Raw genomic sequence first — 19,313 nt, forward strand, 5'->3', positions numbered from 1 at the left:
AGATGTTTGCAACCAAAGGAGATAAAACAGACAAAAACTCTAAAGAGATGCGACTTTAAAACAGATTTAGTGACGCATGTCACCATTAAAACAAAAAACGACCTTTAAACACTCAAAAATCATTCACGACAGTCGTGAGATTCAAATTATGAACCAAACAAATACCAATATTAAACAATAAGATAAAAAATTAAAACTTTGGAACACCTGTAAATCATTTAAACTCGACAAATACAGCATAAATCACTGCAGAGAATAAAATTTTCTAGTATCAAAACGACAATAAAAATTTATGCTTTAAAATACAATTAATTAAATTAAGAGTGTTTTGAGATTTAAAACAAAAACGCCTAGGTATTAACCTAGGCGCTTAAATATAGACTCAACACGAGTACAAATGTGCGCTGAAAGTTTAGCGGCGCCAACCTTGGATTTGAGTTTCGTACTGACTGATTTGCGCAGCATGGGACAAGGTCAGCCCAATAGCATCTAACCCATTGAGTAACTTATGTCTCGCCGACTCTGCCAGCGTAAAACTAAACTCAGCACCTGACGGTGCAATCACTTTACAGCTGGTGAGATCAACCGTGATTTGCGCGCCTTCTTCTGCCGCCACTTCGTCCATCAACTGACGCACCTGCGCATGGGTTAACGCCACAGGCAATAGGCCATTATTGATTGAGTTGCCGTAAAAAATGTCGGCAAAACTCGGCGCTATAATAGCGCGCAAACCAAAGTCTGCCAGCGCCCAAGGCGCATGTTCACGGCTTGAACCACAACCAAAGTTTTCCTGCGACAAAAGAATTGAAGCGCCTTTATAACGAGACTGGTTCAATGAAAACTCAGGATTGGGCACATCGCCCGCATCATCTAAATAACGCCAGTCATGAAATAAGTGCACCCCAAAACCATCGCGCGTCACCTTAGACAAAAACTGTTTCGGAATGATCTGATCCGTATCGATATTGGTGCTGTCGATCATGACCGCAAGCCCGGTATGGGTCGTAAAAGGTTGCATTAACTTCTCCTCTTGGGTTTACGGTAATTAGTAAGGTTTACGAATATCGACAAAATGCCCAGCCACCGCAGCGGCGGCGGCCATTGCCGGGCTCACTAAATGGGTGCGACTGCCACGGCCTTGGCGACCTTCGAAATTACGATTACTGGTCGAGGCACAGCGATCGCCCGCCTCTAATCTGTCATCGTTCATCGCTAAACACATAGAACAACCCGGTAAACGCCACTCAAACCCGGCTTCGATAAAGATTTTATCTAAGCCTTCGGCTTCGGCTTGGGCTTTCACTTGACCAGAACCAGGTACGACAATCGCAGTGACACCGTTCGCGACTTTACGACCTTTAGCATGCACGGCAGCGCTGCGTAAATCTTCAATCCGAGAATTAGTACAAGAACCGATAAATACTTTGTTGATACTGATGTCTGTCATAGGCGTACCCGCACTCAGGCCAATATATTCTAGGGCCTTTTCCATACTAGCTCGGGTACTTGGATTTACTTCATCAATAGGATTTGGCACTTTTCCATCGATCGCTACGACTTGGCCAGGGTTTGTACCCCAAGTCAATTGTGGCGCAATATCGGCGGCATCTAACTCAACGACAGCATCAAACACCGCGCCGTCATCGGTTTTAATGGCTTTCCAGTAAGCGACAGCCTCTGCCCAATCCTCGCCCTTAGGTGCAAATTCACGGCCTGCTAAATAGTCGAAAGTGGTTTGATCCGGCGCGACCATTCCCGCCTTAGCGCCCATCTCAATTGCCATGTTGCACACTGTCATGCGGCCTTCCATCGACAGGGCTTCAATCGCCTCACCACAGAACTCCACCACATAACCCGTGCCACCATCCATGCCGATTTTGCCAATAATAGCGAGTACGATATCTTTGGCGGTCACGCCATCGGTGACATGACCACGCACTTCAATCTTCATGGTCTTAGCTTTTAGCTGACGCAGAGTTTGCGTCGCTAAAACGTGCTCAACTTCAGATGTGCCAATGCCAAACGCCAGCGCCCCAAAGGCGCCATGGGTCGCGGTATGGGAATCACCACAGACAATCACAGTGCCGGGTAAGGTAATCCCTAACTCTGGCCCCATTACATGCACAATCCCTTGATTAGGATGGTGAATGTCATATAAACGCACGCCAAAGTCTTTACAGTTTTGCGCTAGGGTTTCAACCTGAGTGCGTGCCATCGGGCTTAGCGCATCCAAGCTGGCGCTACGGGTCGAAGTGTTGTGATCCATAGTAGCAAAGGTTTTTTCCGGTGCACGCAGTTTGCGGCCCGCCACTTTTAAGCCACTGAATGCTTGGGGAGAAGTCACTTCATGGACTAAATGTCTGTCGACATAAATGATCGGCGCTTCACCTTCAGGAGTCGCTACAACGTGGGCATCCCATACTTTTTGATACAGCGTTTTTGCCACCGCGTTTTTTGGCACAGTCGTCATTACACACCTTCCTTTATAGCATTGGCGATAAAGTCACCCATCTCGGCGGTTGATTTAGCTTTGCTACGCTTGTCGCTGCTCAATAGCTCACTGGTTAAGTAGCCAGAATTTAATGCTTTACTTACGGCACGCTCAATCGCACACGCGGCTTCTTCTTGCTTTAAGCTGTGACGCAACATTAAGGCCGCCGACAGAATTTGGGCGATAGGGTTTGCAATGCCTTTGCCCGCGATATCTGGCGCACTGCCACCCGCTGGTTCAAATAAACCAAAGCCAGTGCTGTTCATGCTCGCCGATGACAACAAGCCCATAGAACCCGTTAACATGGCGATTTCGTCGGATAAAATGTCGCCGAACAGGTTAGAACATAGCATCACATCGAACTCATCGGGACGACGTAGCAACTGCATGGTCGCATTATCGATATAGATGTGTTCAAGCTCGACATCGGGGAAATCTACCGCGACTTCTTCAACCACTTGGCGCCATAACACTGAACAGGCGAGCACATTAGCTTTATCCACTGAGGTCACTTTTTTACGGCGACCACGGGCGGCTTCGAAGGCGATGCGGGCGATACGGCTAATTTCGCGGCGGCTATAGCGCATGGTATCGAAGGCTTCTTCATTTTCGCCTTCGCCTTGACGACCCTTTGGCTTACCAAAATAAATGCCGCCGGTTAACTCGCGTACACATAAGACATCAAAGCCACGGGCGGAAATATCGCTACGCAGCGGTGACATATGTTCTAAGCCATAATGCAATTTAGCTGGGCGCAGATTACAAAACAGTTCGAAGTGACCACGCAGAGGCAATAGCGCGCCGCGCTCAGGTTGCTCATTTGGCGGTAACTTTTCCCACTTAGGACCGCCTACCGAGCCAAATAGGATCGCATCAGCCGCTTCACAGCCCTTTAGCGTGGCATCGGGTAGTGGGCAACCGTGGTTATCGATGGCAATACCGCCCACATCGAATTCAGTGTATTCGATACTCAAATCGAAACGCGCTTCAACCTCGCGCAGCACTTTACGCGCCTCTGCCATCACTTCAGGACCGATCCCATCCCCTGCTAATACTGCTATTTGATAACTCATACGCCAGCCAACTCCTTTAAATGTAAATGCTTTATGCTCGACCTTACTATTCTTTGGATGCTTTTAGCGACTAGACGCCGCCTAGCTCTCGGTTTTTTTGCATGCTTTGTTTGTAATCGGCAACCTTGTCTGCGCGGCACGTTAAGTTCATCACATGCACTAAAGCGCGTGCCGAGGCTTCAACCACATCGGTTGCCAAACCTACGCCGTGAAAGTTTTGCTCGTGGTAAACCGCGGTAATGTCGACTTGACCTAAGGCATTTTGACCTACGCCCTTAGCACCTAACTTATAGCTGATGATATCGATTCGACGATCGGTTGCGCGGGCAATCGCGTTATAGGCAGCATCAACAGGACCATTACCGGTTGCGGCTTCGGTTTTAATTTCGCCGCCCACTTCGATACGCACAGTCGCCGTAGCAACGCCTTCAGTTGAGTCAGACTGCACCACTAATTGCTGCAATTGATAGTGATTGTCTTCTTCGGCCTGTGCTTCCATAAAGGCTAAGGCTTCTAAATCATAATCAAATACTTGGCCTTTTTTATCCGCCAATTTTAGAAACTCTTCATACAGAGTATCCATATTGTAATCGTGCTCGCTATAGCCCATTTCTTCCATGCGATGCTTGATCACATGGCGACCCGAGCGCGAGGTCATATTCAAGTTGTTGCGATTCAAACCTATGCTTTCTGGCGTCATGATTTCATAGGTATTTTGTGCTTTTAACATGCCATCCTGATGGATGCCCGACGAATGGGTAAAGGCATTGGCACCGACAATCGCCTTGTTCGCCTGCACTGGCATATTGCATAACTGGCTGACTAAATTAGAAGTACGGTGAATTTCTTTGGCATTAATGCCCGTTTCTAACCCTAACATGCCCTTACGCGTCGCTAAGATCATAGCGATCTCTTCCAGTGAACAGTTACCCGCACGCTCACCTATGCCATTGATGGTACATTCAATTTGACGCGCACCGTGCTGTACAGCGGTAATCGAGTTAGCCACAGATAAACCTAAGTCATCGTGGCAATGCACTGAGATCACCGCTTGGTCGATATTCGGCACCCGATTAAACAAAGTCTGAATGATATTGCCAAACTCGCTGGGCACTGTATAACCGACCGTATCGGGAATATTAATGGTGCGTGCGCCCGCACAAATGGCGGCCTCTACCATGCGACATAGATTATCGATGGGCGTACGCCCCGCATCCTCACAGGAAAACTCCACGTCATCAGTAAAACGGCGGGCATACTTCACTGCGCCCACGGCCATTTCTAACACTTGATCGAAAGAACGCTTCAACTTGCTCTCAACGTGAATAGTCGAGGTCGAGATAAAGGTATGGATACGAAATTGATTAGCGACAGACAAGGCCTGCGCCGCAGCATCTATGTCCTTTTCCAATGCGCGGGATAAGGCACAAACGCGGCTATTTTTGATGGTACGCGCTATGGTCTGCACTGACTCAAAATCACCGGGCGAAGAAACCGGAAAACCCACTTCCATCACATCCACACCCAGACGTTCCAGCGCCATGGCGATCTGTAGCTTTTCTTTGACCGACAAACTTGCGGCTAACGCCTGCTCACCATCACGCAAGGTAGTATCAAATATTATGACTCTGTTAGACATCTCGCTTCTCCATGGAACATCACCGTTCGTTAGTTAATTTTTGCCGTATTCAGATACAAAAAACCCCGCAACATCGGTGCGGGGTTTGTGAATGCTTTGCCTCTTTATCGAGCGTGCAACACTAAGACCTCCGCGTATAAACCGCGAGAGAGAGAAGGAGGAGGTCGAGTTTGCGGCTAATAATATTCATTTAATCTGTATATTTATTCTGTTTAAATTATTGAGGACGGTTAATATTTAACTTGCCTAGCCGATAGTGTCAACCCTAATTTTTTCATGTTCCACTCATTCAACCTGTCTTAAGGCTAATAACTGTGAGTTTCATCCCCAAATAAGTGATCGATTCCACAGAATTAACCAGCTGTTTGGATTCAGAAATCACTGGGATGTGTTAACTTATTCCCCTTAGAAAAAAATAGTTTTTTATGCAAAAAACGATTAAGAAAAGTTATAATCCCGCCTTAGTGATTAGGGATATTAGAACTTACGCATTTTATATGGAGCACAAAATGGATTTTCGCGTCTTGGTACTGAGCCTGTTGTTATGGCTGTTTCCCTTTGGGGCCAGTGCTATAGACCAATTAGATGAACTCACTGAACTCGTCTACCAATATCCCAGTAAAGCACTCACTCAAATAACAGCGTTAGAAAAACAATTTGCGACCAGTGCAAGCTCAGATATCAATCGACTCAGATTAAGTGTGTTGAAATGCCAAAACCTACTACAAATAGGGGAAAATGAAGCCGCTATCAACGTCGCTCAATTAGGCGAAGCAAACGCTAAACAACTTAAGCTAGATCAAGTACGACCTTACTTTTTGATTTGCCAAGCCGATGCCAACCTTAGCTATAACAATATCCAAAATGCGCTGCCCTTGCTTGATTCAGCCATTAACCTCGCGCGACGTTACCAGCAACCACAAGCCTTAGTCGATGCTTTACGCTTACGTGGCCAACTCGATACTGACACTGACAACTTCTCTTCTGCTATCGAAGATTTACGCCTCGCGATTGATATTTATCCGGATATTCATGCTCAAACCCAAAATTGGATTTGGCCACCACAGGCCTATGTGTATGCCGCGATGGGAAATTTACTTTATGCCACCCATGATTTCCCCCAAGCCATGTATTACACCAACTTAGGTATACAAAGTGCCGATGCAAAAGGGAAAGTTTTACACTTTATTTTACGCAATGCAGCTCGGATAGCGCTTGATAATCAAGAGTTTGATTACAGTGATAAACTCGAACAACAAGCTAAAGCGCTTTTACCTGAGCTCGGTTCGCCACTTGAACTCGCCTACAGTTATGCCATTTTGGCCTCAATCGCGCTCGATAAAGGCCGCATTGATAATGCCGAAGAATATCTTTCTATCGCGATTAATACGTTTAAAAAACAAAATCAACAATTAGCGACAATGCGTTCAACTCGCCTACTCGCCCAAATTCGTTTTGCTCAGCATCAAGAAGATGCCGCTTTAATCCTCATGAATCACGCAATTGAGCAAGCTGAAAATCTAAAACAGTATTCTGATCTCAAAGGATTTTACGGGATCATGAGCGATCACTACTTAGAAAAAGGGGATTTTAAACAGGCCTATTCTTTCTTACTCAAACGTTATCGAGCGGCCGAGCTCACCAATCAAGCGATGAATAATGCTCGGATATTGCAGTTTAAGGCACGTCTAAATCAACAAGATCTGCAGCAGGAGCCAAATAGCACTGCGCTAGAAAAAGATTCAATCCTACAAGAGCTAAATGTCGATTGGGCCTATAGCACACTGTTCTTAATCGCAATGGCATTATTGGGCGGAGCTATTTGGTATTTGATTGATAAACAGAATAATCGTGCCCCACATATTGAAGGTAATGAACCTGCGGAAACGCTGCTCCAACAAGTCACATCAGCATTAAACAGTGCCAAACAAGGTAATTACCCACTGTCTTTATTATTGTTTAATGCGAGTCAGATCCGTCAAGTTGACCTACCTCTCTTACAGGATGAGCTACAACACAGACTACGGGAGCAAGATAAGTTAATCCGATATTCGATGGATGAAATTGTCATTATCCTGCCGCATACCTCGGCAACTGGTGCTAAAAGAGTCGTTAGTCAGTTGGTTGCTTGCATTCAGCCTTGGCAGGGTTCAAGCAAGGTCAATATTGGTATCGCGGCAATGCAACAGTTTGATACCTTAGAGTCTTTAATTAAGCGCGCCAGTATCAATCAATTGGGCAAGGTTAAAATCAGTGAGAATAATCCAAACCATTATTCTCCCGCTAAATAAGCCGCGATTTCATCGAGAAAAGCGTCGCCGAAACGACTCAGTTTACGCTCGCCTACCCCGTTAACGGCGAGCATTTCCCCTGCACTGGTCGGCATCATGGCCGCCATTTCCGCCAGCGTCGCATCGTTAAATACTAAATACGGCGGCACATCCTGCTGCTCAGCTATGGTTCTTCGCAGTAACTTGAGTCGCGCGAACAGCTTACGGTCGTAATTCAGCGGCGCCTTAGACTGGCTCACCTTACGTTTTGTGGTCGTTAACTGAATGCGAGGTTCGGCGAGCATTAACGCCACCTCACCTTTGAGTACAGGTCGTGCCGATGGGTTTAAGGTTATAGATGAACCTCGCGTCACATCCTGACTCGCCAGTCCCAAGTGGATCAATTGACGGATCACGCTCAACCAATACTCATGGCTCTTGTCTTTACCAATCCCCCAAGTCGTGAGTTTGTCATGGCCTCGGTCAACAATCGGGGCGCCTTTCGAGCCGCGCAACACTTCAATCAAGTGATTAATACCAAAACGCTGCCCTAACCGGAAAATACATGACAACACCTTTTGTGCATCTTCGGTGCCGTTATAACGCTTAGGCGGATCGAGGCAAATATCGCAGTTGCCACAGGGCTCTAGTGCGCTCTCATCAAAGTAATGCAGCAACACTTGGCGACGGCAGGTTTGCGCCTCAGCAAACGCCGCCATGGTATTGAGTTTATGGAATTCGACTTGCTGCTGCGGCCCGGGCTCAGACTGTTCAATCAAATGTCGCACCCGGCCAATATCGGCAGGATCAAACAACATAAAGGCCTCGGCATCAAGCCCATCACGGCCGGCTCGGCCCGTTTCCTGATAATAGGCTTCGATACTTTTAGGAATATCGTAATGCACCACAAAGCGCACATTCGATTTATTGATCCCCATACCGAAAGCCACAGTGGCGACAACGATATCGATTTGATCTTTAAGGAAACTATCTTGCACTGCGCCACGGTCTTCCTGCGTCATTCCCGCATGATAGGCCTTAGCATTAAAGCCTTGCAGACATAAACGATCGGCAACCTCGTCGACACGGCGACGACTACTACAGTAAATAATCCCGTTGGTGCCATTTTGATGGGTTAAAAAATGCCGTAACTGATTCGCAGCATTGAGCTTTTCCGCCACTGTGTAGCGAATATTAGGCCTGTCGAAACTAGAGAGTAAACGGAACGGGTCAATCCCAAGTCGCTCGCAAATACTCTGCCGAGTCGCCTGATCCGCCGTTGCTGTCAGCGCCATCATAGGCACATAGGGGAAGAGTTGCTTTAACTGGCCGAGCGCCGCATATTCAGGGCGGAAATCATGACCCCACTGGCTAATACAATGCGCCTCATCGATGGCAAACATCGCCAGCTGGAGCGACTGCATTCGCTCAATAAAATCAGCGGTTAATAAACGCTCAGGTGACACATAAAGCAGTTTTAACTCACCGTGGCGCAGCTGCCTTAATACTTCGGCGCTCTGCTCTCGCGGCAATGAAGAATTGAGATAAGCCGCCGCAACACCGGTTTGCAACAAGCTATCGACTTGATCTTTCATCAAAGAAATCAATGGAGATACGACAATAGTGATGCCATTCATCATCAAGGCAGGTAACTGATAACACAGACTCTTACCGCCGCCCGTCGGCATGATCACTAAGCAATCTTGCCCGCCGCAGACACGTTCTATCACCTCCCGCTGACCGTCCCTAAAGTCACGGTAACCAAACACCTGCGCGAGGCGTTGCGAGAGCGGATCATCATGCGTGTCGAGTACGAGCTTTTCCATGGATCTTCTATGTCAAAAGTGAGGGGGCCTATTCTATACCCAAACTAGTTCAAAATGCAGGATTCAACGGTAATTTAAAGCGCTTTAGACGAGGCAATTCACCACGATTGCAGCTATTTTAACCCTAGTGGGCTAAGCCAAAAATAACGAACGCGGGGTAAAATACTTTAAAAACTGCCGAAACGGTGTCGTCATTTTAGCGACGGAGTTGCATTAGCCGTAAGCTTCACTGTAGATTAATTGCTCTAAGCCGCACTTTGTTTATCTCAGTGTTGATAACAAATCCAATTACGCCTAATACCGTCACTCAGTGACAAGGACCCCAAAATGACCAGCCCAATCCAAGCCGAAGCTTTGAGAAGAGTCGCAGCAGTATTTGATCAACATGTCCCTTTCCATAATCTACTCGGGCTCGATATCAAACGTTACGATGTCGACGGTGTCGAAGTGGTCATCAATATGAAACCAGAACTTATTGGCAATATCCATCAACAGATCCTCCACGGCGGTGTCACAGCTACAGTACTAGATGTGGTCGGCGGACTTACCGCATTTGCAGGACTGGTCGCAAGCCGTGAAGATTGGACGATTGAAGAATTACAACAACGCCTCCAAACTTTAGGGACGATTGATATGCGCGTCGATTATCTGCGGCCGGGACGCGGCCTCACCTTTACGGGGACGGGCAGCGTCATTCGTGCGGGTAATAGAGTTTCAGTATGCCGCATGGAACTACATAATGAGCAAGGCACGCATATCGCTTTTGGAACAGGGACTTATATGGTGGGTTAGGCGGTTAAATTTAGATGTGTATTACTGCCTTAGGGCTCAAAACTGACTAAGGTAAACGTCTTGATTAACAGGATGTTTACTGACTTTAATTGTCCATTCAATCTTTTGCGGAGATATTCTGTAACGAAAAGAACACGGCGATGCCCTTGAGTCAGCGGTCAGACACACCTACAATCGCCACCTTGTTGTTCTTCGAAGATGTCTCATGCCAGATCTTGAATACCGCAAAGGGATCCTACTTGCCGTCAGTGCTTACTGTATGTGGGGTTTTGCACCTTTATATTTCAAATTACTCAACCATGTTTCCGCCACCGAAATTTTGCTCCATCGAGTGATTTGGTCATTCGTGTTTATGCTGATCATTATGCAGTTTATCGGTGGTTTTTCTCGCTTACGCTTACTGTTTAAACAGCCTAAACAGTTGATGGTTCTCACCATTACTTCCATACTGATCGCGGGAAACTGGCTACTATTTATCTGGGCGGTAAATAACGATCACATGCTCGATGCCAGCCTAGGTTACTTCATCAATCCTTTACTCAACGTCTTACTCGGTATGTTATTTCTAGGCGAAAGATTGCGTAAACTGCAATGGTTTGCGGTTTCACTCGCCAGCGCTGGCGTATTGATCCAGTTAATCTCTTTTGGCTCAATTCCCATCGTCTCACTGGCACTCGCGGGCACCTTTGGTTTCTATGCGCTACTGCGAAAAAAGGTCAATGTGGATGCTAAGGCCGGATTATTGGTCGAAACCGCAGTGTTATTACCGGTAGCGCTGATTTATCTCCTCGCAACCTTAGACACAGCCACAGCGAGCATGCTGACTAATGATTGGCAACTGAATCTGATGTTAATGGCGGCAGGGATAGTGACTACCATTCCTTTACTGTGTTTTGCAGGGGCAGCGGTACGTATTCCATTGTCTATGCTCGGCTTTTTCCAATATATTGGCCCGAGTATTATGTTCATCCTCGCGGTGAGTCTGTTCAATGAGCCCTTCGATGCCGAAAAAGGCGTGACCTTCGGCTTTATCTGGAGCGCGCTGCTCGTCTTTACCTTAGATATGGCCTATAAACGCAAAACGGCGTAAACATTATCACGCCGATAAACACAGTGGCAGAAGTGATGACATATGATGATTACTTCTGTAACTGTGCTAAAAACTCACTCCCTTGCGGTACTGTCAGTAATAAACTGTAGCCTTTAGTCGTTGGCACTAACACTAACTGCGATTTATCTGTTATCGCCAAAAATGCCCTGCCTTTCCCCTGTAGATTAAACCAGCCCAATTGAAATCCTGGCATGCCTATACCGTTGATTTTAAAGCTCGGCGTTAAATCTGCCTCTTGTTGCAAATCGACTATGCGTGCCTCGGCGGACAATAAATCCACGCGGGATAACTGCACTTTATAGAAGGGAACATCCAATGTGAGCTCTGTATCGGTTAACACTAATTCGGCGCTATTTGATTGATAGAAGACCCAAGAAAATCCGCCCATCATCACCAGCAATATACCTAAACTCGCTGACTTCGCTATCTTAGGCATATTTTTTAGCCATAACATCAGTAAGATACCCGCTAAACCGAGCAATAAGACGATAAAGCTGAAGATAGAGGTTTGGGTTAAAGGGGCGAGTTCAAAAAATTGAGGACTCATTGGCAGTATCTCCCGTGCAGTGAAGCTTTAATCTGCCAACAAAGACATATTATGTCAATAAAAATGCCAGCGCTAATATGAGTACTAGGCTGGCATTGATTGGATTGATTTAGAACGGCTTAAAGATCGAGCGCGAGAATTTTTGAGCGGCGTTGATAGTTATACAACTGCTTCTTCTTCTGTGGCAGTGCTTCAACATCTTCAATCACAAAACCATGCTCTAAGAACCAGTGAATGCTCCGAGTTGTCAATGCAAATAAGCGTGAATAACCACGGTTTCTGGCCTGATTGATAATGTTCTTCAGCAGTAAGCTCCCTCTATCGGCATCGCGATAATCGGGATGCACCACTAAACAAGCAAACTCACCCGCATTGTCCTCTTCAAAAGGATAGAGCGCAGCGCAACCAATCACTAAACCGTCGCGCTCAATCAACATGAACTGTTCGATTTCAATCTCAAGCTGCTCACGACTACGACGCACCAGAATGCCTTGTTCCTCCAATGGACGAATAAGGTTCAACACACCGCCAATATCGGCGATCGACGCACAGCGTAAACGCTCAGCACTCTCAGTGACGATTTGTGTACCAATCCCTTCGCGGGAAAACAGCTCTTGTAGTAAAGCACCATCTTCAAGGTAGCTAACTAAATGACAACGTGGCACACCATTGCGGCAAGCATCGATACTGGCTTTGAGAAACGCCATAGTGCCAACACAAGCAGAACCTTGCTCGGCCAGCTTGTTCATGATGTTTTGCGCATCATTTGGCATCAACTCGGCAATTACATCGCCATTGCGATCGAGAATACCGTTCTGTGAGCTAAAGCCGATCATCTTGTCTGCTTTGAGCTTAATTGCCACTTGAGTCGCGATTTCCTCGGCGGTGAGATTAAAGCTTTCACCAGTAACCGAAGCAGCAATAGGCCCCATCAATACGATGCAGTGATTATCTAACTGACGTTTTAAGCCTTGCACATCAATACGACGCACTTTGCCACTCAGGCAAAAATCCACACCATTATCCACACCCAGTGGTTGAGCAATCACAAAGTTGCCGCTCACTAAGTTAATTTGCGCACCTTGCATCGGCGTATTACTTAAACTCATGGATAAACGCGCTGTGATATCAAATTGCAGTGCACCCGCAACTTGCTTAATCACTTTGAGCGAATCTTCATCCGTGATACGCACACCGTCGTGGTAGGCAGGCGCAATACCGTTGGCGGCTAATGCAGCATCAATCTGCGGCCTAGCGCCATATACCAACACCACTTTGATCCCTAAACTGTGCAGCAGGGCGACATCATTTAAGATGGCGCGGAATTGATTTTGAGCCAAAGCTTCACCACCCAGCATGACCACAAAAGTTTTACCTCTGTGAGCATTAACATAGGGGGCAGAATGACGAAATCCATCAACCAGTTCAGTGGTACGCACGCGTTATTTACACCTCATTTTTGAGCTGGCAGCGTCACTATGACACACCAGGAATGAATCGCTAACTTTCGCGTATGGTATTGCATTTTAATTCACATATAAAGAATTTATTCTCACTAAAGTGCAGATTTGATGATTTAAAGTGCTTAGAACCGCACTATTTTATATTTTCAGCAAGTGTTCACACTTTTTTAACTTCACAGGGGATGATTCAGCGGCATCAGTTTGCAAGGCAATTATCTCAACTTGATGACTAGCCACTAAAAAAATGCAAAAAAAAGCCCCTTAAATAAGGGGCTTTTCTCGAAACACTAACCAAGGATTACTTGATTTTGGCTTCTTTGTAGATAACGTGCTGACGAATAACTGGATCAAATTTTTTGATTTCCATTTTTTCAGGCATGTTACGCTTGTTTTTTTCAGTTGTGTAGAAGTGACCAGTCTTAGCTGTAGAAACTAATTTGATCTTCTCACGATTACCTTTAGCTTTAGCCATGATCTATTATACCTTCTCGCCACGGGCACGAAGTTCAGCAACAACAACTTCGATACCTTTTTTGTCGATCAGACGGATACCTTTAGTAGATACACGTAACTGTACGAAACGCTTTTCTTCTTCTAACCAAAAACGGTGGTTTTGTAGGTTAGGTAAAAAACGACGACGGGTCGCGTTTTTTGCATGCGAACGGTTGTTACCAACCATCGGCTTCTTGCCAGTAACTTGGCATACTCTTGACATGTCAATCTTCTCCAAAAACAATTTTAACGCTCGAGCATTAATGTGCCTCGTATGGCCGTCGCCCGAGGCACAAAGAGGGCGCATTTTATACACGATCACAGAGTGAAGATCAAGTGTTAGATTAATTAATCCAGCCTCGTTCTGCAAAAGAAACTATCTCTCGATCACCTACAACCATATGGTCCAACAAGGATACGTCTATGGTTGCTAACGCATTTTTTAATCGCTCAGTTATTCGTCGGTCAGCCTGACTGGGCTCGGCAATACCAGACGGATGATTATGACAAACTATAACTGCTGCGGCCTTTTTCTCCAGCACTAAGCTCACCACTTCACGTGGATATACTGAGGCTGAGTCTATTGTGCCGCGGAATAATTCGACAAATTGAATCACTCTATGCTGGCTATCCAGCAGTAAAACTGCGAACACTTCATAGGAGCGATCGGCCAATTGTCGCATTAAATAGTCCCGAGTTAAATCGGGATTTGTCAAAACCTGACCTCTTTGCAGATTTTCCTGCGCTACACGCCGCGCTAATTCGGCCGCAGCTTGAAGCTGGGCGTATTTTACAGGTCCTACGCCCGGAAGTCGACACACCTGATTTCTTGGGGCACAGAGCAGGTTTCTGAGGCCGCCAAACTCGCAAATAAGCGACCTAGCAAGGTCAACCGCGTTTAATCCAGCTAAACCGTTACGCAGCAATACTGCCAGTAATTCAGCATCCGAGAGATGCGCAGCTCCTTTTTGTAACAGTTTATCTCTGGGACCTTCGCCCTCAGGCCAATCTTTAATCCCCATGTGACCTCCCTGTCATCTCACATATTTTCACTTTACTGAGTATGGACGAGATTTTTTGAACTGGGATAGTCACTAAAATTCACCACTTTGTGATATTGTTGCTGGCATTATTTCTATCTCGGATGATGTCTGTGAGTCTGACAAATAAAAACGTCCTACTGGGCATTGGCGGCGGTATTGCGGCCTATAAAAGTGCTGATTTAGTACGTCGCTTGAAAGAGCGTGGTTTTGATGTGCGCGTGGTGATGAGCCAAAGTGCGATGGAGTTTATTACACCACTTACGCTGCAAGCCTTATCTGGACATCCAGTGGCATCTAGCTTGCTCGACCCCGCAGCAGAAGCAGCCATGGGCCATATAGAACTCGCTCGTTGGGCAGATCTCGTCATCATAGCCCCTGCAACAGCAAACCTATTAGCGCGGATTAATGCAGGCATGGCCGATGAGCTAATCACCACCACGTGTCTTGCCACTGAGGCGCCAATTGCCCTGTGTCCAGCAATGAATCAGCAGATGTACCGTAATCTGGCTACGCAAGCGAATTTAACTAGCCTAGCATCACGTGGTTTTACACTTTGGGGACCCGCCAGTGGCAGTCAGGCCTGTGGTGAAGTGGGTCCTGGACGCATGCTCGAACCGCTAGAAATTGCCGAGCTAGCCAGTGATTTTTTTGCAACTAAAGAAGTCTCTGCGCAGCCTCTTGCAGGCCAGTCGGTGCTGATTACCGCCGGACCAACCCGTGAAGCAATTGATCCCGTCAGATACATTTCAAATCACAGTTCTGGAAAAATGGGCTTTGCACTCGCCAAAGCCGCGGCAGATATGGGGGCAGCAGTCACCTTAGTCTCAGGCCCAGTAAATCTAAGCACCCCAGAAGGCGTGACACGCATTGATGTTGAATCGGCGCAAAATATGCTCGATGCTGTGATGGATAACGTTGATAAAAAAGATATTTTTATTGGTTGCGCCGCCGTTGCTGACTATCGAATTAGCGACATCGCCACCTGTAAGATCAAAAAATCGACCGAAGAAATGCAACTTGCGCTGGTGAGGAATCCTGATATCTTAGCCACGGTTGCGAGCTTACCTAACCGTCCTTTTGTGGTGGGATTTGCCGCCGAAACCCATGATGTAGAAGCCTATGCGCGCGATAAGCTCAAACGTAAAAACTTGAACATGATCGCCGCAAACGACGTTTCCATTGCTGGCCTAGGCTTTAATGCCGATGCTAATGCCCTGCGTGTTTTCTGGCCGCACGGCAGTCAAGATTTGCCTGCTACTGACAAACTCACGTTGGCACGGCAATTACTTTCGTTGATAGTGAAAGAAAAAACAAATACATGAAAACACCGATTGAATTAAAAATTCTCGACTCCCGTATCGGCTCAGAATTTCCCTTGCCCGCTTACGCCACCGCAGGCAGTGCAGGCATGGATCTTCGCGCCATGATAGACACGGCTTTAACCATAGCACCGGGTGAAACAGTGCTCATTCCCACGGGGATTGCCATTCATGTGGCCGACCCAGGACTTGCAGCGGTGATTTTACCGCGCTCAGGCCTGGGCCATAAACACGGTATCGTACTGGGGAATCTAGTCGGACTCATAGATTCAGATTACCAAGGCCCCTTAATGGTATCTTGTTGGAATCGTGGTGACAGTCCATTCACCTTAGAAATGGGCGATCGTCTCGCGCAACTGGTGTTTGTTCCTGTGGTACAAGCACAATTCAAACTCGTTGATGAGTTCGACAGCTCAGACCGTGGTGAAGGCGGATTTGGCCATTCAGGCACTAAATAATCCCCTAAGTCTTTATTGAGCCAAGGATACTGCAATGGCTGTAAGCCCAAAAATTAATCGTCGTGAACACATTCTGCAATGTCTAGCGCAGATGCTAGAAACCAACCCAGGACAAAGGATCACCACAGCGAAACTGGCCTCAGAAGTCGGTGTATCGGAAGCCGCCCTGTATCGCCACTTCCCGAGTAAAGCGCGGATGTTCGAAGGCCTAATCGAATTTATCGAAGAGTCGTTATTGTCGCGCATCAATTTAATCATGGATGACGAAAAAGACACCATGAAGCGCTGCCAGTTGGTACTGCAACTGCTGCTGATCTTTGCCGAGCGTAACCCAGGAATTTCCCGCGTTCTCAACGGTGATGCTCTACTCGGTGAAAATGAACGCCTGCGAAGTCGTATTGGTAACTTATTTGCCAAAATTGAAACCCAGTTAAAGCAAATTTTACGGGAAAAAACCCTGCGAGAAGGTAAAGGCTTCAACTTAGACGAAGCCATATTAGCCAATTTACTGTTAGCCTTTGCCGAAGGCCGCATCGCCCAATTTGTACGAAGTGAATTCAAACTCAAACCGACGACACACTTCGATGAACAGTGGCGTTTTATCCAGCATCAACTTTTACAAAGCTAATGATTTTTCAACATAAAGGACGGTAACTATCGTCCTTTATGTTCGGTATTCCTTCCTTGTTTCGCCCCATCTTTTGTTTTATCCTCGAAAAACATTTTAAGAACAAAAAACACAATGATTTTACAAGGATGTCAGATGAAACTCTTCCGATTAGCCGCATTGGCGACACTTTGCTTACCAATACTTCCAATATCCACCTTTGCAGCCAATAGCTCCAACGCGAATGCGTTATCGCAAGCACAGTTATTCAGCAAAGGTGATGAGTACTCGGATGTAAAAATATCACCTACTGGTAAATATTTAAGCGCTATCACAAGTGTCGAAGGTAAAAACGTTCTCTTAGTCTTAGATACCCAAACCAAAAAACTCCTCAATGCGATACGTTTTCCCGATAATGCTCAAGTCGGCGACTATGAATGGGCCAACAGTGAGCGACTGGTACTGGCAAAAGAATACCTAAAAGGCTGGCAAGACACACCTATCTACTACGGTGAATTGATGGCGGTAAATGCCGATGGTTCACGAAAAGCGTATTTATTCGGCTTCGAGAGTGGCGAGCAACAAACAGGTTCAAATATCAAGAAAAATACCCCTATGCGGGCGAGCGCGTTTATCCTCGATCCTCTGCCAGATGATGAACGCTACATGTTAGTTAATGCTATTCCATGGAATGATAGGATCAATCTTGACTTTGAACTATCACAAGATGTCTATCGCGTAGACTTGTTCAATGGCACACGTAAACGCATCACAGGCTCACCTACCGGCAGAGCCCGTTTTATGACAGACCATGATGGAGAGGTTCGCTTCGTTGCAGGTGAAGACAATAAAAACATTACTAAAGTGTTCTACCGCAAAGACGGTAACTGGGTAAATACCGATAAACTAAATCTAGGTCTTGCTGATTTTAAACCACTCTCCTTTGCCGATGACAAAAATACGATTTATGCCGCCGGTCGATCCCAAGGTGAAACCTTAGGGGTTTACAAAATTAATCTCGAAACGGGCGATAAAACTGAAATCATTCAGGATGAAAACGTTGACCCTAGCAACTTTTGGATTAACGGCACCAATAAACAACTTTACGCCGTCGAGTTTGAAAATGGTTACCCAAGTTATGCCTTTGTCGATAATGAGGATTCGCACGCTAAATTGCTAAAAGATCTGCTTGGTGCTCTCCCCGGTCACCAAGTACGAATTGTTAGCGAAACCCGAGATGCAGCAAAACTCGTCGTACTTGCGTTTAACGATCGAAACCCTGGCGATTACTACATATTTGATACGAAAACACTAAAACTTGAATATCTAGCCGCCGCTAAAAAATGGCTCAACCCAGAGCAAATGGCTGATGTTAAACCCATCAGTTTCACCAGCCGTGATGGTAAACAACTCCATGGATATCTAACGCTTCCCTTTGGTAAAGAAACTAAAAACCTACCCTTAGTCGTCAATCCACACGGTGGTCCACACGGTATACGTGACTGGTGGGGCTTTGACCCACAAAACCAATATCTAGCAAGCCAAGGCATAGCTGTTCTACAGGTCAACTTCCGTGGTTCAGGCGGATATGGCGATCAATTTGAACGCGCTGGCTATCAAAAATGGGGCTCAGATATTCAGCATGACATTATCGACGCAACCCAGTACGTTATTGACCAAGGTTTTGCCGATAAGGAACGCATTTGTATTGTTGGCGGCAGTTTTGGTGGGTACAGCGCCTTGCAGAGCGCAGTGCTTGCGCCAGATATGTTTAAATGCGCCATAGGTGTAGCTGGCGTATATGATCTTGAATTGATGTTTAATGAAGGCGATGTCGCCAACAGCCGTTCTGGTACTAGCTATCTCAAGGATGTGCTTGGCCAAGATAAAGCGGTACTTAAAGCAATGTCTCCTTCTGAAAACGTCGATAAACTCAAAGCAAACATACTATTGGTGCATGGTGGTGAAGATGATCGAGCGCCAATTGAACAACTCGAATCCCTCGAAAAAGGCCTAAAAGCTCACAATTATCCTTACCAAAAACTGGTGATGGACAATGAAGGCCACGGTTTTTATAACGATGAGCATAGAGCGAAATACTATGAACAAATGCTCAGTTTCCTAAAAACCAATCTGAAACTTTAGAATTGACTCAAACTTGCCGACACTGCTAGGCTAAACT

General features: G+C 46.3%; 17 protein-coding genes. 7 read left to right on the top strand and 10 right to left on the bottom strand.

The annotated features are described in order from the left end of the window. Positions 1–412: 412 nt before the first annotated feature. The 4 genes from leuD to leuA all read right to left on the bottom strand — a co-directional run bounded on the left by leuD (position 413) and on the right by leuA (position 5,203). On the bottom strand, positions 413–1,018 hold the full coding sequence (leuD, locus tag L5M38_RS10175; RefSeq protein WP_263168656.1) for a 3-isopropylmalate dehydratase small subunit: 606 nt from the start codon (positions 1,016–1,018) through the stop codon (positions 413–415). Positions 1,019–1,045: 27 nt separating this feature from the next. Continuing rightward, positions 1,046–2,446, bottom strand: a complete 1,401-nt coding sequence (gene leuC / locus L5M38_RS10180; protein WP_263179060.1) for a 3-isopropylmalate dehydratase large subunit — start codon at positions 2,444–2,446, stop codon at positions 1,046–1,048. Between the two features lie 23 nt (positions 2,447–2,469). Continuing rightward, entirely contained in the window at positions 2,470–3,564 is a 1,095-nt protein-coding gene (gene leuB / locus L5M38_RS10185; RefSeq protein WP_263179009.1) for a 3-isopropylmalate dehydrogenase, read from the bottom strand. 70 nt (positions 3,565–3,634) lie between these two features. Beyond that, positions 3,635–5,203, bottom strand: coding sequence for a 2-isopropylmalate synthase (gene leuA / locus L5M38_RS10190; protein WP_263179010.1), 1,569 nt, complete (start codon positions 5,201–5,203; stop codon positions 3,635–3,637). Positions 5,204–5,712: 509 nt separating this feature from the next. On the opposite strand from leuA, the gene L5M38_RS10195 reads away from it, so the two are divergent. Then, positions 5,713–7,494 carry a diguanylate cyclase domain-containing protein gene (locus tag L5M38_RS10195; protein ID WP_263179011.1) on the top strand — a complete coding sequence of 594 codons (1,782 nt, stop codon included), beginning with the start codon at positions 5,713–5,715 and terminating at the stop codon, positions 7,492–7,494. On the opposite strand, the gene recQ is transcribed toward L5M38_RS10195, so the two are convergent. Next, complete coding sequence (recQ, locus tag L5M38_RS10200; protein WP_263168661.1) at positions 7,476–9,299, bottom strand: DNA helicase RecQ; 1,824 nt, start codon at positions 9,297–9,299, stop codon at positions 7,476–7,478. The genes L5M38_RS10195 and recQ overlap by 19 nt on opposite strands. A 327-nt stretch (positions 9,300–9,626) precedes the next feature. Between recQ and L5M38_RS10205 the strand changes: the two genes are divergently transcribed. Both L5M38_RS10205 and rarD read left to right on the top strand, forming a co-directional pair. After that, positions 9,627–10,091 (top strand): thioesterase family protein, encoded by a 465-nt coding sequence (locus L5M38_RS10205; RefSeq protein WP_113941090.1) that lies wholly within the window; start codon positions 9,627–9,629, stop codon positions 10,089–10,091. A gap of 205 nt (positions 10,092–10,296) precedes the next feature. Beyond that, complete coding sequence (rarD, locus tag L5M38_RS10210; RefSeq protein ID WP_173497393.1) at positions 10,297–11,181, top strand: EamA family transporter RarD; 885 nt, start codon at positions 10,297–10,299, stop codon at positions 11,179–11,181. A 49-nt stretch (positions 11,182–11,230) separates the two neighbouring features. Here rarD and L5M38_RS10215 read toward each other — a convergent pair whose 3' ends face one another. The 5 genes from L5M38_RS10215 to radC all read right to left on the bottom strand — a co-directional run bounded on the left by L5M38_RS10215 (position 11,231) and on the right by radC (position 14,726). Beyond that, entirely contained in the window at positions 11,231–11,749 is a 519-nt protein-coding gene (locus L5M38_RS10215; protein WP_263179012.1) for a PH domain-containing protein, read from the bottom strand. A gap of 119 nt (positions 11,750–11,868) precedes the next feature. Further along, the gene (gene argA / locus L5M38_RS10220) at positions 11,869–13,188 is read right to left on the bottom strand and encodes an amino-acid N-acetyltransferase (RefSeq protein ID WP_105251176.1); all 1,320 of its coding nucleotides are present in this window, start codon (positions 13,186–13,188) and stop codon (positions 11,869–11,871) included. 322 nt (positions 13,189–13,510) lie between these two features. Continuing rightward, on the bottom strand, positions 13,511–13,684 hold the full coding sequence (gene rpmG, locus L5M38_RS10225; protein WP_006079871.1) for a 50S ribosomal protein L33: 174 nt from the start codon (positions 13,682–13,684) through the stop codon (positions 13,511–13,513). Positions 13,685–13,690: 6 nt separating this feature from the next. Next, positions 13,691–13,927 carry a 50S ribosomal protein L28 gene (gene rpmB, locus L5M38_RS10230; RefSeq protein WP_006079870.1) on the bottom strand — a complete coding sequence of 79 codons (237 nt, stop codon included), beginning with the start codon at positions 13,925–13,927 and terminating at the stop codon, positions 13,691–13,693. Positions 13,928–14,048: 121 nt separating this feature from the next. Then, positions 14,049–14,726 carry a RadC family protein gene (gene radC, locus L5M38_RS10235; protein WP_113941095.1) on the bottom strand — a complete coding sequence of 226 codons (678 nt, stop codon included), beginning with the start codon at positions 14,724–14,726 and terminating at the stop codon, positions 14,049–14,051. A gap of 122 nt (positions 14,727–14,848) precedes the next feature. Between radC and coaBC the strand changes: the two genes are divergently transcribed. The 4 genes from coaBC to L5M38_RS10255 all read left to right on the top strand — a co-directional run bounded on the left by coaBC (position 14,849) and on the right by L5M38_RS10255 (position 19,276). Beyond that, the gene (coaBC, locus tag L5M38_RS10240; protein ID WP_263179061.1) at positions 14,849–16,069 is read left to right on the top strand and encodes a bifunctional phosphopantothenoylcysteine decarboxylase/phosphopantothenate--cysteine ligase CoaBC; all 1,221 of its coding nucleotides are present in this window, start codon (positions 14,849–14,851) and stop codon (positions 16,067–16,069) included. After that, positions 16,066–16,524: a dUTP diphosphatase gene (dut, locus tag L5M38_RS10245; RefSeq protein ID WP_105251173.1), complete on the top strand. Its 459-nt coding sequence runs from the start codon at positions 16,066–16,068 to the stop codon at positions 16,522–16,524. The genes coaBC and dut overlap by 4 nt, the downstream gene beginning before the upstream one ends. A 34-nt stretch (positions 16,525–16,558) precedes the next feature. Then, complete coding sequence (gene slmA, locus L5M38_RS10250) at positions 16,559–17,152, top strand: nucleoid occlusion factor SlmA (protein ID WP_113941097.1); 594 nt, start codon at positions 16,559–16,561, stop codon at positions 17,150–17,152. A gap of 135 nt (positions 17,153–17,287) precedes the next feature. Further along, entirely contained in the window at positions 17,288–19,276 is a 1,989-nt protein-coding gene (locus L5M38_RS10255) for an alpha/beta hydrolase family protein (RefSeq protein ID WP_263179013.1), read from the top strand. The last annotated feature ends 37 nt before the right edge of the window (positions 19,277–19,313 follow it).

Origin of the sequence: Shewanella sp. SM101, from assembly GCF_025654465.1 — a bacterium.
GTDB lineage: Bacteria > Pseudomonadota > Gammaproteobacteria > Enterobacterales > Shewanellaceae > Shewanella > Shewanella oncorhynchi.

Bases quoted from the DNA above. Each gene is read 5' to 3' on its own strand.
- recQ (WP_263168661.1), bottom strand. From the start codon at position 9,299: ATGGAAAAGCTCGTACTCGACACGCATGATGATCCGCTCTCGCAACGC.
- radC (WP_113941095.1), bottom strand. From the start codon at position 14,726: ATGGGGATTAAAGATTGGCCTGAGGGCGAAGGTCCCAGAGATAAACTG.
- leuA (WP_263179010.1), bottom strand. From the start codon at position 5,203: ATGTCTAACAGAGTCATAATATTTGATACTACCTTGCGTGATGGTGAG.
- dut (WP_105251173.1), top strand. From the start codon at position 16,066: ATGAAAACACCGATTGAATTAAAAATTCTCGACTCCCGTATCGGCTCA.
- L5M38_RS10205 (WP_113941090.1), top strand. From the start codon at position 9,627: ATGACCAGCCCAATCCAAGCCGAAGCTTTGAGAAGAGTCGCAGCAGTA.
- L5M38_RS10255 (WP_263179013.1), top strand. From the start codon at position 17,288: ATGAAACTCTTCCGATTAGCCGCATTGGCGACACTTTGCTTACCAATA.
- leuB (WP_263179009.1), bottom strand. From the start codon at position 3,564: ATGAGTTATCAAATAGCAGTATTAGCAGGGGATGGGATCGGTCCTGAA.
- coaBC (WP_263179061.1), top strand. From the start codon at position 14,849: ATGATGTCTGTGAGTCTGACAAATAAAAACGTCCTACTGGGCATTGGC.
- rarD (WP_173497393.1), top strand. From the start codon at position 10,297: ATGCCAGATCTTGAATACCGCAAAGGGATCCTACTTGCCGTCAGTGCT.
- rpmB (WP_006079870.1), bottom strand. From the start codon at position 13,927: ATGTCAAGAGTATGCCAAGTTACTGGCAAGAAGCCGATGGTTGGTAAC.
- L5M38_RS10195 (WP_263179011.1), top strand. From the start codon at position 5,713: ATGGATTTTCGCGTCTTGGTACTGAGCCTGTTGTTATGGCTGTTTCCC.
- L5M38_RS10215 (WP_263179012.1), bottom strand. From the start codon at position 11,749: ATGAGTCCTCAATTTTTTGAACTCGCCCCTTTAACCCAAACCTCTATC.
- leuD (WP_263168656.1), bottom strand. From the start codon at position 1,018: ATGCAACCTTTTACGACCCATACCGGGCTTGCGGTCATGATCGACAGC.
- slmA (WP_113941097.1), top strand. From the start codon at position 16,559: ATGGCTGTAAGCCCAAAAATTAATCGTCGTGAACACATTCTGCAATGT.
- rpmG (WP_006079871.1), bottom strand. From the start codon at position 13,684: ATGGCTAAAGCTAAAGGTAATCGTGAGAAGATCAAATTAGTTTCTACA.